At 56.3% G+C, this 15,885-nt stretch carries 14 protein-coding genes and 3 pseudogenes; 9 read left to right on the forward strand and 8 right to left on the reverse strand.

Annotated features, from left to right (window positions below; all coding sequences use genetic code 11):
• Positions 1–192: 192 nt before the first annotated feature.
• The 7 genes and pseudogenes from ABEH28_RS03470 to ABEH28_RS03500 all read left to right on the forward strand — a co-directional run.
• Positions 193–1,626 (forward strand): annotated as a pseudogene (locus tag ABEH28_RS03470) (RHS repeat-associated core domain-containing protein); the annotation flags it as partial.
• A 9-nt stretch (positions 1,627–1,635) separates the two neighbouring features.
• Positions 1,636–2,238, forward strand: a complete 603-nt coding sequence (locus ABEH28_RS03475) for a DUF1629 domain-containing protein (protein WP_346629123.1) — start codon at positions 1,636–1,638, stop codon at positions 2,236–2,238.
• A 136-nt stretch (positions 2,239–2,374) separates the two neighbouring features.
• A pseudogene (locus tag ABEH28_RS03480) lies at positions 2,375–4,892 on the forward strand (RHS repeat-associated core domain-containing protein); the annotation flags it as partial.
• A gap of 96 nt (positions 4,893–4,988) precedes the next feature.
• A pseudogene (locus ABEH28_RS03485) lies at positions 4,989–5,267 on the forward strand (HNH/ENDO VII family nuclease); the annotation flags it as partial.
• A 9-nt stretch (positions 5,268–5,276) separates the two neighbouring features.
• Positions 5,277–5,747 carry an SMI1/KNR4 family protein gene (locus ABEH28_RS03490; RefSeq protein WP_346629124.1) on the forward strand — a complete coding sequence of 157 codons (471 nt, stop codon included), beginning with the start codon at positions 5,277–5,279 and terminating at the stop codon, positions 5,745–5,747.
• Positions 5,748–6,076: 329 nt separating this feature from the next.
• Complete coding sequence (locus ABEH28_RS03495; RefSeq protein WP_346629125.1) at positions 6,077–6,430, forward strand: hypothetical protein; 354 nt, start codon at positions 6,077–6,079, stop codon at positions 6,428–6,430.
• Between the two features lie 561 nt (positions 6,431–6,991).
• On the forward strand, positions 6,992–7,336 hold the full coding sequence (locus ABEH28_RS03500; protein ID WP_346629126.1) for a hypothetical protein: 345 nt from the start codon (positions 6,992–6,994) through the stop codon (positions 7,334–7,336).
• 542 nt (positions 7,337–7,878) lie between these two features.
• Here ABEH28_RS03500 and ABEH28_RS03505 read toward each other — a convergent pair.
• The 7 genes from ABEH28_RS03505 to ABEH28_RS03535 form a co-directional block, all read right to left on the reverse strand.
• A complete protein-coding gene (locus tag ABEH28_RS03505) occupies positions 7,879–8,319 on the reverse strand; it encodes an SRPBCC family protein (protein WP_346629196.1) in 441 nt (146 codons plus the stop codon).
• A 131-nt stretch (positions 8,320–8,450) separates the two neighbouring features.
• The gene (locus tag ABEH28_RS03510; protein ID WP_346629127.1) at positions 8,451–8,837 is read right to left on the reverse strand and encodes a nuclear transport factor 2 family protein; all 387 of its coding nucleotides are present in this window, start codon (positions 8,835–8,837) and stop codon (positions 8,451–8,453) included.
• 61 nt (positions 8,838–8,898) lie between these two features.
• Positions 8,899–9,642 (reverse strand): SDR family oxidoreductase, encoded by a 744-nt coding sequence (locus ABEH28_RS03515; protein ID WP_346629128.1) that lies wholly within the window; start codon positions 9,640–9,642, stop codon positions 8,899–8,901.
• 114 nt (positions 9,643–9,756) lie between these two features.
• Complete coding sequence (locus ABEH28_RS03520) at positions 9,757–10,860, reverse strand: alkene reductase (RefSeq protein ID WP_346629129.1); 1,104 nt, start codon at positions 10,858–10,860, stop codon at positions 9,757–9,759.
• 58 nt (positions 10,861–10,918) lie between these two features.
• Positions 10,919–11,500, reverse strand: coding sequence for a TetR/AcrR family transcriptional regulator (locus tag ABEH28_RS03525; protein ID WP_346629130.1), 582 nt, complete (start codon positions 11,498–11,500; stop codon positions 10,919–10,921).
• Positions 11,501–11,570: 70 nt separating this feature from the next.
• Complete coding sequence (locus ABEH28_RS03530) at positions 11,571–12,056, reverse strand: GNAT family N-acetyltransferase (protein ID WP_346629131.1); 486 nt, start codon at positions 12,054–12,056, stop codon at positions 11,571–11,573.
• The gene (locus ABEH28_RS03535) at positions 12,049–12,999 is read right to left on the reverse strand and encodes a LysR substrate-binding domain-containing protein (protein WP_346629132.1); all 951 of its coding nucleotides are present in this window, start codon (positions 12,997–12,999) and stop codon (positions 12,049–12,051) included. The genes ABEH28_RS03530 and ABEH28_RS03535 overlap by 8 nt, the downstream gene beginning before the upstream one ends.
• Before the next feature lie 130 nt (positions 13,000–13,129).
• Between ABEH28_RS03535 and ABEH28_RS03540 the strand changes: the two genes are divergently transcribed.
• Complete coding sequence (locus ABEH28_RS03540; RefSeq protein WP_108119461.1) at positions 13,130–13,519, forward strand: RidA family protein; 390 nt, start codon at positions 13,130–13,132, stop codon at positions 13,517–13,519.
• 122 nt (positions 13,520–13,641) lie between these two features.
• Complete coding sequence (locus ABEH28_RS03545) at positions 13,642–14,337, forward strand: tRNA (adenine(22)-N(1))-methyltransferase TrmK (protein WP_346629133.1); 696 nt, start codon at positions 13,642–13,644, stop codon at positions 14,335–14,337.
• Between the two features lie 67 nt (positions 14,338–14,404).
• Here ABEH28_RS03545 and ABEH28_RS03550 read toward each other — a convergent pair whose 3' ends face one another.
• Entirely contained in the window at positions 14,405–15,826 is a 1,422-nt protein-coding gene (locus tag ABEH28_RS03550) for a sugar porter family MFS transporter (RefSeq protein ID WP_346629134.1), read from the reverse strand.
• Positions 15,827–15,885: the final 59 nt, after the last annotated feature.

Here is a 15,885-nt window from a genome sequence, read left to right on the forward strand (position 1 = left end):
GTGGGCATAGCGGTGGCATCAGCGGCCAGGCTGGCGTGGACGCAAGGGTTGAAGGCTGCAGGGCCCTTCGCGTTACGCGTCTGCGCGACCTTCGCCACCAGCAGCGTCGCGGGCATCGAGATAATTGGGCCGACAATCGGATGAGTCTTAGTCGATATTATCGGCTATCCGGTCGACGTCACGAACGGCCGCAGCGACATGGAACGCGGTGATCTGCATCGCGAGATTTATCGGTCCAAAGGCAAGCTCACCAGCTGCTTTGGCTACGATGCTATGGATCGCAAGAGTTGGCAGTTAGCGTCGACATTGCCTGCGCAAAAGCTGTCGCATATCCAGAAACCAGGCATCAATACCTCGTTGTTGGTGGATCATGCGTACAACCCGATTCATCGGCGTTATGAATACGATCCGGCAGGTGAACTGCCCCGAATGCTAGATAAGCTAGGCGGGGAAATTAAGTACGAGTATGAGGCCAACGGCCAGTTGCACAGTCGCGATACTGGGCCAACCGGCTGAACTTCAACACCAGCCAGTTCGATCAGGTAAAGGACCACCTCATCAATCAATGGCGCGACCAGGAATATACCTATGACGCTTGGGGCAACCTGATTGAAAAGCGGGTAGGGCTGAGCAAAGCTGCAGACGTTTACGTATGACTGCGAAAATCGTCTCGTGTGTGCTGAAACGATGGTTAACAGCCAGATGCACAGCGTGGGCACGTATCGGTACGACAGTTTGGGTCGTCGGGTTGGCAAGACGTCCGAGATTGATGGCCTGACTGAGCACAAGCACTTTCTCTGGCAAGGCCTGCAGATGCTGCGCGAAGAAACACCGTGGCAGAGCAGCCTCTATATTTACGAGCCAGGAAGCTACGCGCCACTTGCCCGGGTTGACCAGAGCGAAGGTGAGGCAGAGCAGGCGCTTTACTACTTCCATACCGACCAGATTGGCACGCCGCTGGAGATGACGGATGTCGATGGCCAGATCGTTTGGCAGGCGACGCATAAGGCGTGGGGCGAAATTGAATCGCTGGCCGTGAGTGAAGTTGAGCAAAATCTGCGGTTTCAGGGTCAGTATTTCGACGATGAGACGGGCCTGCACTACAACACGTTTAGGTATTACGATCCGGAGGTTGGGCGGTTTATCACCCAAGATCCGATTGGACTATCGGGAAGCAATAACCTGTATGTGTATGCTCCTAACTCTAATACTTGGATCGATCCTTTAGGATGGTGCGCGCGCGCGTTAGGGCGGGCCATGGGCGCGAGAAGTGGAGATGGGATGGGCAACCATCATCTTATCCCACAAGAACTGATGAAAGCGCCCGAGTTCAAACCGATGTTTTCGCGGCTTAACGCAATAGGCTTTAAAAACCATGGTCCCTCAAATGGAATGTTTCTTCCTGATAAGGAAGCCGTGAAGACCATAGATTTGCCCGGCCATTGGACAAACCATCCGATTTATACCTCTGCAGTTAGAGAAAAACTCCAAGGCCTTAGCGCGATCGCACCTTCACTGAGTGATCTACAATTAGGGCTTGGAATGAAGAGCATCCAGGACTGGGCGCGTGCAGGACTTCAAAATGGGGCATTCAAAGTGAATCCTGTTACAGGTGGATTAATGTGAGATGAAAAAATGAACAGTTATTATGTTGTCGACAGTAATCCCGATGGAGAGTCGATCCCGTATTTCTTTGAGTCCGAGTGGTCTCCAGAGCTGCCGAGCTTTGAGCTGCCTCGCTCTAGTCCAGTAGGCGTAATGTTCGCAAGCCGCTATACGCTCAAAGCAAAGGTTGAGAGCTTGAGCGTCGACGTTTTGTTAGGTGACTTCATTGCTAGTGTTAACTTTGTTCGGCTGTGTGAGTCCCTAGAAGCGGAGTTTATCTCAGTACCGACTGAGATAGTCACTGCACGAAATACAAAGGTCGTTAAAGACTATTACTTCTTTTGTGTGACCGGAAGAGTTTCAATGCTGGATAGAGGCGCTTCTAAGTTCGAGTTGATGGATGAGCGCTTACTTAGTCCGAGGGGGGAGCGCGGCGATTTTGATGTATTCAGTAGGATCGACAAATTTGTCATCAAAGAGGGTGTCCGGCTAGACTTTTTCTATTGTGAGGAGATTAAGCGTGTCGTTTGTTCAGCTAAGTTCAAGCTAGAGTTTGAAAGTCTGGGCTTGACCGGTCTGAATTTTACCGAGATTAATGACGCTTTTGTCTACGCACCATTGGAAGGCTTTTGACCCGCTCAATCGTGTTATCAGTATTTAGCATTTTGGTGTCCTTAGTGTGAGGGTAAGAATAACGGTCAATGCGGTAATGCGGGTGATATGAAGATTACCTTAGTCGTCGAATTTCATGCGATCTAGAAAATCGGTTCGGTACCGCTGCGGCGAGGGTCAGCTCACCGAAGTCATCAATCGTAAAACCGATACATGAGCCGGTTCAGCTGTGCCGAAGGCGTAATGGTCAGCCACAACAATGCGCTGGGGCTGAGCTGTGACTGCCGCTGGGGAACCATTGACGGGCAGCCACCCGCGTCATAGATGTACTGGGTCGCGAGGCGCTGGTTTACTACAACGCCGATCGCCGAGTGACCGCTAGTCGCGACTTCGGTGGTGAAGAGTACGCAATTACGCTCGATGACTTCGGCAACATCGTCGGCTTGACGCTGCCCGACGGCAACCAACTGACGCTCAAATACGACGAGTACTCGCGCCTGATTGAGGAAGTCGACCCGCTGGGTCGCAGCACGCGCTATCAGCATCACCATCTGACCTCACTGGTCAAGCAGGTCAGCTATCCCGACGGGAGTACCTGGAAGGGCCATTACGACAACAAGGGCAACCTGATAGAGGAATACGACGCGGTAGGCCAGCGCACCGAGTATTTCCACAACGATGACGGTTTGGTGCACACCATCATCGATGCCAACCACAAATCCAAATTCCTCTGGTGGAACAACCACGCACAGGTTGAGACGTTTCAGGACTGCTCTGGAAAGTGCACCACGTACCAATAAAACGAGCGCCTGCAGCTGGTTTCGGTCACTGACGCACTGGGTCAGACCACCGAGCTGGAGCTGAAACCCGCGGGTGAAGTGCTGCGCATCAAACATCCCGATGGCACACAAGAAGCGTTTACGTACAACGCCTATGGCCAAGTGGTTACCCATACTGACGGCAAGGGCCAGATCATCAGGTTGCAACGCAACGAGCGCGGCCTGCCGAGCTCGCGGCAAGACGCCAAGGGCCAGCGCATCCGTTACGAGTACGACAAGCCGATTCGGCTCACCGCGCTGGTCAACGAAAACAATGCGACTTATGAATTTGCTTATGACGCTTCGGATCGCCTGATCGAAGAAAAACGCATCGACAACCTGACGCGCCGATTCACCTACAACGTGGGTGGGCATCTGACGCGCTTGGATGAAATCGGCTACGGGGACAGGGCTGAGCGGCCGCAACGCAGCACGGAATTTGAGCGTGATGTGATTGGCCGCTTGCTGGCGAAGGTCAATCAGGATGCTCGGCAGGATTACGTCTATGACGACGCGGACCGGTTGCTCAGCATTCATCGGCTGCCTTCAAGTATTGGCAAAAAACTGGGTGTAGAGGAGGAAACCTTCGACTTCAGCTATGACCTGTTAGGTCGGTTGGTAAAAGAAACCACACCGCAAGGTGCGATCACATACGAATACGATCCGCTCAGCAATCTGAACACGCTGACATTGCCGACTGGTCAGCACCTGAATCATCTGTACTACGGCAGCGGCCACCTGCATCAGCTTAACCTCGACGGGCTGCTCATCAGTGACATGGAGCGCGATGACCTGCATCGCGAGGTCTATCGATCCCAAGGCAAGCTCACCAGTTGTTTCGGTTATGACGCGATGGGGCGTAAAAGTTGGCAGTTTGCATCGACGTTGCCCGCTGAAAAGCTGTCGCAGATCCAGAACCCAGGCATCAATACCTCGTTGCTGGTCGATCATGCGTACAACCCGATTCATCGTCGCTACGAGTACGATCCTGCGGGAGAGCTCACCCGTACGCTCGACAAACTGCGTGGCGAGATTAAGTACGAGTATGACGCGAATGGTCAGCTTCACAGTCGCGATACTGGGCGACTGGTGGATAGCGAAGAGTTTCGATACGACGCTGCGGCCAACCGCCTGAACTTCAACACCAGCCAGTTTGATTAGGTGAAAGACAACCGCATCAAACGATGGCGCGATCAGGAATATACCTACGACGCCTGGGGCAACCTGATTGAGAAGCGGTCGGGCTTATACAAGCTGCAGACGTTCACCTACGACTGCGAAAACCGGCTCGTGCGTGCGGAGACGATGGTCAACAGCCAGATGCACAGCGTTGGCACGTACCGGTACGACAGCCTGGGTCGTCGGGTTGGAAAGACGTCCGAGATTGATGGCCAGACCGAGCACAAGCATTTTCTCTGGCAAGGATTGCAGATGCTGCGCGAAGAAACACCGTGGCAGAGCAGCCTTTATATCTACGAGCCTGGTAGCTACGCGCCCTTGGCGCGAGTGGACCAAAACGAAGGCGAAGAGGAGAAAAAGCTTTATTACTTCCACACGGACCAGATCGGCACGCCGCTTGAGATGACGGATGTCGACGGCCAGATCGTTTGGCAAGCGACATACAAGTCGTGGGGCGAGGTCGAAATGCTTGCCGTGAGTGAGATTGAGCAGAACCTGCGGTTCCAAGGGCAGTACTTAGACAGAGAGACGGGCCTGCACTACAATACATTCAGGTATTACGATCCGGAGGTTGGGCGGTTCATTACACAAGATCCAATTGGATTGTCTGGTGGTAAGAATTTATACGCTTACGCTCCAAATGCAAATGGTTGGGTAGATCCGTTAGGTCGGGCTTGCTGGAGTCCGAAAAATGTCGCAGGTAGGAAGGTTTATCAGAGAAACAGTATCTTCGATCCTCATCACGTTGATAAGGTAGGAAGGACGAACGTTCAAAGGATGCAAAAAGGAGATGCACCGATCGGAAAAGACGGAAAGGAAGTAAATCTTCACCATTTAACTCAAGATGAGACCGGTTCTATGGCCGAGGTCTTGAGTAGCTTCCATTCTAAGAATGACAGAGTGCTACACATTTATTCCAACCAATGGGACAAAAGTTGGTTAGGGTCTGACGGTCTGCGGCGAGTTTATAACAGCGCGCCGCAAAGTATGAACCGCGGCCCTTTTAATACTTGGAAAAACACCTATTGGAAAGAGCGGTCTTTAGATTTTTGAGAGGTGATCATGACTTATATTGATGTTATTGAAAACGAAATGAACTTGAGCAGTGACGAGCCTGCATTTGCCGGAGGCGCGAGCGATGAAATTATAGCTGAGTTTGAAAAAGCATTAGGGATTGAGTTTCCTCCCTCCTATAAGCTGTTCCTCAAAAAATTTGGTGCGTTATCTTTTGGTGGTAACACATATTATGGTATTACCAAAAGCGGGCTCACAGCCGCGGAGGTCCCCTGCGTGTTTTTTGCAACAAAGGATGCTCGAGATGCGGGAGATGCGGATTCAAAAATGATCGTAGTCAAGGCATCGGGCTACGGTCCTTTATTCTCTATCGATACTTCTCAGCTTAGCTCCTCTGGCGAGGCGGTAGTAGTATTGACGGAACTGTCTTTTAAGCGAGATGGTGCCAAAGAAGTTATGTACGATAGTTTTGAGTCGTTTTTCTGTGACACTGTTCGCACCTCAATAGCGGAGCTTTAACTATTCGGAATCCGCTCACCGCCGGCATTATCTTTGTGGTACTTGGAATATGTCATCGAAGAACTCTGCTCCGGTAACGACTCTGCAGTCCACATGCTGCAATCAGTGCCGCTCAACGAACCAGAAGAGCAGCAGCAGGAGGATGAGATAACATATTGAAGCATGAGTTTAATATAAGCTATAAGGAGATGCCTGATTGGGAGCGTCCACATCGCAGGCAAGAAAATTATTGGGGATGCCTATAATTATTTCGATGGGCTTCGAACGAAAGGTATGGAAAACCAATTTTTTGATATCTAATTGTTGACTCGCGAATGAGGGCTTTGAATATGGACGCAAGTCAGGTGCGGAAAAAACTCAAAGAGATTGAAGCTACTCTCGGCGGTAAGATTTCTGAAGATTATAAAAAGTTTTCTTCTGAAGTGGTACAGGGAAATGAAGTTTATGAGTTGGAGCTTGTTTCAGAGGGGCAGGTCTACCTTTATCGTTGTGCAGAGTTGCTTGAAAGAAATGCAACGTATGAAGTGCAAGTGTATGAGTCTGACTATCTTCTTATCGGCCAGGATGGAGATTTAGGGTATTTTTTAAGTCTGAAAGGAGAGGATGAGGTCTATAGTTTGGACTTGGGAGCTTTGGGGGCGTTAAGTATGAATAAAGAAGCTGATAGTATTTATGGGCTTTAAATATCAGCGCCGCCAACCTGGCCGGCACGTCACATACCAATTACCGTTCAACGATGCGTTATAAAGTTGGCTGAGCTACACGTTCGACGTTCTTATGTCTGCCGACGGTGCCAAGGGTCTGGTAGGCATCTACTTTGGCATTCAGCTAGGTTTGAAGGCCGCCATTCCCTGCACGCGCTTCGTGATTTAGCCGCCACGACGACAACAGTCAGCTCATCGAAGTCATCAGTCGCAATGGCGATTCCATGCGCCGGTTTACCTACGCCGAGGGCGTGATGGTCAGGCACAGCAACGCATTAGGCTTGAGCTGCAACTAACGCTGGAATCCATCGCCGGCATGCCACGCGCGATCTAGCGGTGCGCGTTGCATTTCTAAGAAAGGCGTCGACTGATCCTCATACGAAATAATCTTGCATTATCATCAGAGGTTGGCGGCTCACTACAGTGGTTAATGGATCAGTCTATAACTCCAGACATTTGAACTTTCATCTGTAATGCGGCCATGGGCAAAGAAAAACGCGGAGCGGTGGTTCATGTTGCAGAAAACAAGGGTGCACTCAAATGAAAGCTTATAGTTCGTTAGGGCAAGTGATCGCCGATCTTTCAGATTTAGATTCGGGTGAGTGGGTATACGCAAATATCGAATCTTGGGGGCGAGAGCCTGAAGATACTGATTTCTATTTTATCCCGTGGGATTATCTACAAAGCCTAGAGGACGATCAGATATACCTAGATGATGAAGATATGGAGATGCCATTACAGGTCCAGAATTTAGGTTTACGCAGCTGGATGCTAGTTAGCTCCTTGTCATATATATTGGGTCATAAGGTGGCGGGAGAGCATGACACGACCTGGCTTATTGATGAAATAAATTATTATCGGGAGAATGACACTTTTAGGACTTAGGTTGATTTGAAATTTTATATCACGGATAAACGACTACTTCAGGGGTGATGAGAACGACTGTCCGGGACAAAGTTTGTCATGTAAAGTGTGCGTATCCATAGCACTACACAATCTGCCATAACGTCAGGTCTACCCGTCGAAACCCTCACTCTATATCGCTACGACGAAGCGACCAGTTGACTGAAGTGATGAATTGGACTGGCGACTCAATGCGCCGTTTTCAGTTTTGCCTCGAGCCAGTAGATACCTCACTTCAATATCTGGCTAAAAAGGCCGCAGATTGATAAGGATGTCGTCATCGGTCTTGATCTGCCGGTTTTTGCGCCACCGTTACTGAATGGGTTGCGCAGCAGCTCAGCCGTCGGCGACTTCCCGATCGCCACTTGGACCAATTGATCAGCGCAGTATTGGCGGATCCACCGTTGTTCGGCCCGCTCTCGACTTTTGATCCTTGCGAACCTGCGGAGCGGTCAGACTCCTCGATAAACGTACTGTCAACCGGTCGAATTATTCCGAAAAAAACTAGCCCTCCCGCGCCGCAATCAACCCCGAACAACCCCCTCTAACCCCTCATGCCCCTGCACAATCAACCCCCTGACGAACTCCTCAAATGCCCCCTCCGTCCCAGCCTCCCGCACCTCAAACCGCGCGCTCCATCGCACCACACACCGATCCGCCAAATCCGCTACCTCATCCACGCTAACCTGCGCCCGATACCCATCCACCGGCAACGGCGACTCTTCAAACACATAAGCCAACGCCCTAACCCCATCATCAAACTCAATCAACCGCTCCCGCAACACCGCACCGTCCGCAAGTTCCAGCCGCCTGACCGCACCCACCCGTAAAATCCCAACTTCACTCTCGATGCCACTCTTCACAATCGCCGGATGCCATGACGCGATCCCGCCAAAGTCCCGAAGCACCTTCCACGCCTGATCCGCACTGCACGGCAAACCGGCGATGTACTCAACTAAAACCATCACGTCTTACTCCAAAAATAACCAACGCTACGACTCAAAAAACGCTCAATACCCAGCCGCTTTAACCCAGCCCGCAAGCCCCGAAGTCAAAACCCCGAAGCCCACGTCCATAACACTCACCGCTTTAAAACCTACCCCTCAAACTGGTGATAAACCTTCGCAATCACCTTCCAGCCCCCATTGATCTTGATCAGCGTCAGGTAGTCGTCGTAATCCGCGCCAATCGCGTCCTTCTCCATATCCACCCGCACCACAGCCGTAGTCGGCGTAATCGCCAACACATCCAGCCGCGTCGTGATCTCGGCCGCCTTACCGTTGCTTTCAACAAAGTCATATAGGTTGCTGATTGGCCCACCCAGCAATTGGCCGTTGGTGAAACCGTACATCACCGCTTCTTCGTGAAAGGCCTGTTTGATCGTCGCAACGCTGCCTTCACGCAGCCCTTCAACGTAGCGGCTGGCGGTGTCGATCACGGCGTTGTAGTCGTGGGTGGCAACGGCTTTGATGTTCTTGCTCATGTTTGTTACTCCAGGGTTTAAGTTAGAAAGGCGAAAGCGTTAATAACCAACAGCTGCGCAATCACCAGTCCTGTCGGGTGGGTGAAATGATCAGGTCGTTGACGGTGACGTTGGCCGGCTGATTCAGCGCGTAGATCACGGCGCGGCTGATGTCTTCCGGTGCGATGGCAATTTCGTTCAGCGCTTGAGCGGCTTTGCGGCCGGCGGGGTCGGTGACTTTGTCCGCCCAGCCGGTGTTGACGCCGCCGGGGCTGACGGTGTTGACGCGGATGCCGTGGTGCACGCCCAGTTCTTTGCGCATGGATTCGGTCATGGCCTGCACAAAGAACTTGGTCGCGCTGTAAACGCCGGCGCCGGGGCCGACCTGGTGGCCGGCCACCGAATCCATGTTGAGGATCTGCCCGGATTTCTGTTCGAGCATGAAGGGCAGGGCGGCGGCAATGGTGTTCAGGTAGCCCTTGATGTTGACGTCGATCATGGCGTTCCAGTCTTGGGTCACGAGATCGACCCAGTGGGAGAACAGCATCAGGCCAGCGTTGTTGACGAGGATGTCGACGGAGCCGTGGGTGTCTTTGGCGAACTGCGCCAGGGCGCGGGTTTGGTCAGCGTCGGTCACGTCGGTGACGAAGCTGGACGCCTCGTAACCGGCCGCGCGGAGTTCGCTGACAAGGGCGGCGAGGCTTTTCTCATCCAGCGCAGCAGCCACGACGTTGACCCCTTGAGCCGACAAAGCGTTGGCCGTCGCGGCGCCGATCCCTGACGACGCGCCGGTGACGATGGCGGTTTTCTTTTCCAGATAATTCATCTTCATGTTTCCTCAAATTCAAGGCGTGCGGGCAGCGTCGGCTTTCCGGGGAAAGCCTTGCCGTTTAGCCTTTATTGAATGCGGTGCTTGAAAGCGGTGCGGTTGCCAGCGCTGTTAGTAAGTGCCCAGCGGCCAGTCGGTGTAGCCCTTGGCGCCGCCGCCGTAATAGCTTTCGCGCGGGGCGATGGTCAGTTCGGCGCCATGGCGCAGACGCGCAACCAGGTCCGGGTTGGAGATGAACAGGCGGCCGAACGCGACGGCGTCGATCTTGCCCTGGGCGCGGCGCTGGACGGCCATGTCCAGGTCGTAGTTGTTGTTGCCAATGAACGGGCCGTTGAACTGGGCGCTCAGGGCGTCCATGTCCACGCCTTCCGGCACGTCGCGGGAGGTGGCGGTCGCGCCTTCGACGAAGTGCAGGTACGCCAGGTCGAAGCGGTTCAACTGCTGAATCAGGTAACCGTGCAACGCCATGACGTTGCTGTCCGGCGGCGTGTTGCCCGCATCCGGCGTCACCGGCGACAGTCGAATCCCCACGCGATCGTTGCCCCAGATGTCGACGATGGCCTGGGTAACTTCCAGCGTCAGCCGGGCACGGTTTTCAATCGAGCCACCGTACTGGTCGGTGCGCTGGTTGGTGGAGTCGCGCAGGAACTGGTCGAGCAGGTAGCTGTTGGCCGAGTGAACCTCAACACCGTCAAATCCTGCGCGCTTGGCGTTCTCGGCAGCGAGTTTGTACTGCTCGATAATGCCGGGGATTTCGTCGGTTTCCAGCGCCCGGGGCATCGACACCGGGACGAAGCCGTTGGCCGTGTACGTGTTGCGCTCGGCCTGAATCGCGGACGGCGCGACCGGGGCTTCGCCGTTGGGCTGCAGGTCGACGCTTGAGAACCGCCCCACATGCCAGAGCTGGCTGACGATCTTGCCGCCGGCCGCGTGCACGGCGTCGGTGACTTTGCGCCAGCCGGCGACCTGCGCTTCGCTCCAGATCCCGGGCGTCGCCGCATAGCCGCGTCCCTGGGCCGAGATGTTGGTGGCTTCGGCCACGATCAATCCGGCGGTGGCACGCTGGGCGTAATAGGTGGCGTGCAGTTCACCGGGCACGCCGTCTTCTTCGTAGCGGCTGCGGGTGACGGGGGCCATGACAATGCGGTTGGCCATTTCGATGGCGCCCATGCGCACTGGGGAAAACAAGTCGGTGCTGTTACTGATATCACTCATTGATAATTACTCGCATATTTGACCGGTCGTCTACCAATCTTTCAAAAAAAAGCGCCTGCTACCGCAGCAGGCGTTGGGTCAGGCTCATGGCCGTGTCGAAGGGCGTGGTGGACTTGTTCACTTTCACCAGAAGGGAAGCGCCCAGCCACAGTTGATAGAGGGTTTCGGCGAAGGCTTCGCTGCCTTCTTCGATGTGCAGGCTGCCGTCTGCCAGGCCCATGTCCACGCAGGCGGTGATGCGCTTGATGATCTTCGCCGTGCCGGCCTCCAGCACCCTGCGCATGTCCTCGGACAAATCGCAGACTTCCGGGCCCAGCTTGACCACCAGGCATTTGCCTTCTGGGTGATCAGTGCCCTGGGTCTCGATCCAGTAATCGAAGTAGGCCAGCAGCTTTTCAGCTCCGGTGCCCGACCGTGTCATGACGGTGTCGACACGGCCGAGGTACTCGGAGAAGTACTCATCGAGCAACGCAGCGCCGAACTCTTCCTTCGATTTGAAGTAATAGTAAAACGAGCCCTTGGGCACGCCCGCCGCGCTCACCACTTCTGCCAGGCCCACGGCAGTGTAGCCCTTGTGGGTCATCAGCGACTTGGCGACGTCGATGATGTGTTGGCGCATTTCCAGGTTGGGTTTCTTCATAATGCGCAGCACCTTAAGACAAAACTGACCGGTCGTCTACAAGGTCTCTGTCAGGTGCGATGAACGGCAGTCACATCAACCGCCTCCCCATTTCATAAGCCCGTGTCTCAAACCCGAGCTCTTCATACAGCCGCCGCGCATGGGTATTGAAGCCCCACACCGACAGGCGAATGTCCTGCGCGCCGCGTTCCAGCGCCCACGCTTGCACGTGCTGGATCAGCCCACGGCCCAAGCCTTTCCCCCAGAAAACCTGGGCCACGCACACCGAGCCAATTCGCGCGAATGCCATCGGCTGCATCAACGGCCCGCCCGCTGAAAACATCCCCGCGCTGACAAACCCCGCCGCTCGATCCCCGACGAACGCCAGGAAAATAACCTGCTCCGGGTTGTTCAGAAAGCTCATCCAGTGAGGGGCATCGCGGATGTGATCCAGGGTTTCAGCCGCGTAGATATCGGGGCGCTCAGCGTGGTGAATGGCGTTGAGCAACTGCCCCAGTTCGCAGATCGCCGCCACATCCTCGGCCGTGGCTTTTCGATAACTGATCACTTCATCCATTGCGCGTCGCTCCTTGTTCAGCCATTGCGGAAGATCGGCTTTTGTACCCGTCGCCCATCAACTCCACAACCCAGTCGATGAACACCCGCAGCTTGATGCTGATGTGCCGGTTGGGCGGGAAGGCCACGTACATCGGCATCGACTCCAGCTGCCAGTCGTCGAACAGCGTAACCAACTCACCGCCGAGCACCGACGCCTGTGCCATGTACTGCGGCAGCCAGAGGGCGCCCATGCCGGCGAGGCCTGCTGCAAGGTACGCGTTGCCGTCGTCCACCGTGAGCAAGTAGCGGCTCTGCACCTGAACCCTTTCGCCGTCCCGCTGCAGCACCATCGGGAATAGCTGCCCGGTGCGCGCCCAGCGGTAACCGACGATGCGGTGCTGCGGGTCTTCGAGGTCACGGGGATGAGCCGGCTTGCCTGCGCGCTGCAGGTAGGTCGGCGCCGCGTAGACGCCCAGCTTCAGGTCGGTGATGTGCCGCGCCATCAGCGATTGGTCGGTCAGCTCGCCGCCGCGCACCACGCAGTCAACGTTCTCGCCGATGAGGTCGATCATCCGGTCGCTCACGCCCAGGTCGATCTGGATGTCGGGGTAGCGCGCGTTGAAGTCTGGCAGTGCCGGGATCAGCACCATGCGTGCGAACGGGCTGGGCACGTCGACACGCAAACGCCCTCGGGGCGAGGCGGAGGCAGCGGACAGACCGGTTTCCGCGTCGTCCAGATCCGCCAGCACGCGCAGTGCGCGTTCGTAGAACACCGCGCCGTCGGCGGTGACGTTGACCTTGCGCGTGGTGCGGTTGAGCAGCTTGACCCGCAACCGCGCTTCGAGCTGTTGCACCAATTGCGTCACCGTGGTCTTGCTCATGTGCAACGTGCCGGCGGCCTTGGTGAAACTGCCGGTTTCCACCACTCGAACGAACGCCTGCATCGCGTCGAAACGGTCCATCGCGCCACCTGATTGTTTGGTTAATCCAAACAGTCTTGATCAAGGCTGCTGGTTTATCCAGCGAATCCGCCGCCCTACAGTCTGCCCATCGAAACGACGGAGCCTCCCGCTCCGCTGAAGGAGAAGACCCATGACTGTTCGTGACGTTGTATTCCCGCCCGGCCGCCACGCATTGTACGAGCGCAATCGCTACTCGCCGGCGATCAAATCCGCCGGCTTGCTGTTTGTCTCGGGACAAGTGGGCAGCCGCGAAGATGGCTCGCCCGAACCCGATCTGCGCGCCCAGGTTCGCCTGGCGTTCACCAATCTCAACGCCATTCTCAATGCCGCCGGCTGCACCTTCGATGACGTGATTGACGTCACCGTGTTCATGGTCGATCCGCAGTCGACCTTCGAAAAGGCCTGGGAAGTGGTGCCGGAGTTCTGGGGCGAAGCGCCGCACCCGACCATCACCGCCGTAGGCGTGACCTGGCTGTATGGCTTTGATTTCGAGATCAAGGTGATTGCCAAGCTGCCTTAGCACCCGATGTTAAAGCCGCCGGCCACAACTCAACGCAGTTGAAATCCGCGCCACAGCCCGACAGACTCACGCCCCGTTTCGGCAGGTCGTGCCAGGCGGTAGCGAGAACAGGGGCGGCAACGTTGAACGAACACACATTGTCCAGGCGCCTGGAGCGGGTGGCGGCGCTGGTGCCGGCCGGCGCGCGACTGGCCGACATCGGCTCCGATCACGCCTACCTGCCGGTGGCGCTGATGCGCCGAGGGCTTATTGCGATGGCCGTGGCGGGGGAGGTGGCGCCGACGCCGTTCAGGGCGGCCGAACGTACCGTGCGCGAGAACGGCTTCGAGGAGCACATCCGCGTGCGTCTGGCCGATGGCCTGGCGGCGATTGAAGCGGATGACGGCATTAGCGCGATCAGCCTCTGCGGCATGGGCGGCGAGACGATTCGCAACATCTTTGAGGCCGGTAAACAGCGTCTCAGTGGAAGGGAACAACTGATTCTGCAGCCCAACGGCGGCGAGCCTGAACTACGTCGGTGGTTGATGGACAACGGTTATCGCATCGTCCATGAGGACGTGCTGCGGGAGAACCGCTTCGACTACGAAATCATCGTCGCCGAACGCAGCGGGCCGGTGGTGTACAGCCCTGAAGCGTTGTACTTCGGCCCGCTGTTGATGGCGGCGCGCAGCCCGGCGTTTCTCGACAAGTGGCGGCGCCTGCTGCGTTACAGGCAGCGCACGTTGGCCAACTTGCAACGTGCGCGGCAGGCGGTGCCGGAAGACAAGCTTCGCGACACCGAGCAGCAAGTGCGCTGGATCACCGAATTGCTTGGCTGAATGTGCGCGGTAGAAGCCCTTCGGTCTTAATGTCCCGGACGCAAGGCCCGGGACTCGAAACCTCGTCTCACAGCTCCTTCTTCATGTGCTTCTCGATCTGCTCCAGGGACTTGCCCTTGGTTTCCGGCAGGCACAGGAAGACGAAGATCAGCGAGCCGATGTTGATGGCCGCAAACACGAAGAAGGTCGGGTTGCCGATCGTGTCCACCGCGATCGGGAACAGGAACGCGACGGTCGCGTTGAACAGCCACTGCATCGACACCGCCGTGCCGGTCAGCAAGCCACGGACCTGCATCGGGAACAGCTCGGACATCAGCAGCCAGTACACCGGTGAGATGCACATCTGCATGAACAGCAGGAACACCAGAATGCACGCCAGCGCGGCATAGCTCTGGGTCAGGTTCTGCGGCATGAACATCAGCACGCAACCCAGCGCCGCCTGCATCATGATCACGATGACCAGACCGGTCATCAGCAGGTGACGACGCCCGTAACGGCCGATGGCCCAGATCCCCAGCAAGGTCGCGATGACCGAGACGATGCCGTTGCCGATGGTCGCGGTCAGTGCAGCGTTGGTGCCCATGCCGGTGTGTTTGAGGATGATGGGCGTGTAGTACATGAACGCGTTGACGCCGGTGAACTGCGCGGTAAAGCCCAGCCCGACACCGATCAGCAACAGCTTCAACACCCACGGCTGACGCAGCAACTCGCGAGCGGCGACGCGCTTGTGGGCTTCCTTCTCCTGGGTTTTCATTTCCTCGACTTCGCGCTTGGCGGCGTCTTTGGTGTCGCGCAGTTGTTCGAGCACCTGCTGCGCTTCATCGAAACGACCTTTCGAGGCCAGCCAGCGCGGCGACGGCGGCACGAAGAACGTACCGATCAGCAGCAAAACGCCCGGGACCATGGCGATGGCCAGCATGTAGCGCCAGATGCCGGGGGTGTGCAGCAAGGCCGCGAGCACCGCGCTCAGCACGTAGGCCAGCAACTGGCCGCTGACGATCATCAGCTCGTTGCGGCTGACCAGTCGCGCGCGGCGCGAGGGACCGGCGATTTCGGCAATGAACACCGGCACTGTGGCCGAACCACCGCCAACGGCGATGCCCAGCAGAAAGCGCGCGGCGACCATGAACGGCACCGACGGCGCGGTAGCTGTACCGAGGGCGCCGACAATGAACAACAGCGACAGCATGCGCAGGGTCACGCGTCGGCCAAAACGGTCGGACAGGTAACCGCTGGCCAGCGAGCCGAAGGCGGCCCCGACGATCAGCGATGCGGTGATCAGCCCTTCGCTGACGGGGTTCAGGCCAAGACCGCCCTGATCGAGCGGCAAGGTCATGAAGGGCAGAGCGCCCGCGATGATGCCCGTGTCGTAACCGAAAGCGAGTGCGCCCATGGTGGCGACAAGGACCGAGATGAAGATCAGACGACGCGGCGAAGTGCGCTGCTCGTCTGGTTGGCCTATGGCGGCGGATGGGGTGCTGGAAGACATGGAAACCTAAACCTCTCGTGGAACTGGCGTTGTGCCGGTTCGCTGACGTCGTGCTTAGG

It is taken from the genome of Pseudomonas sp. Ps21-P2 (assembly GCF_039672565.1).
GTDB lineage: Bacteria > Pseudomonadota > Gammaproteobacteria > Pseudomonadales > Pseudomonadaceae > Aquipseudomonas.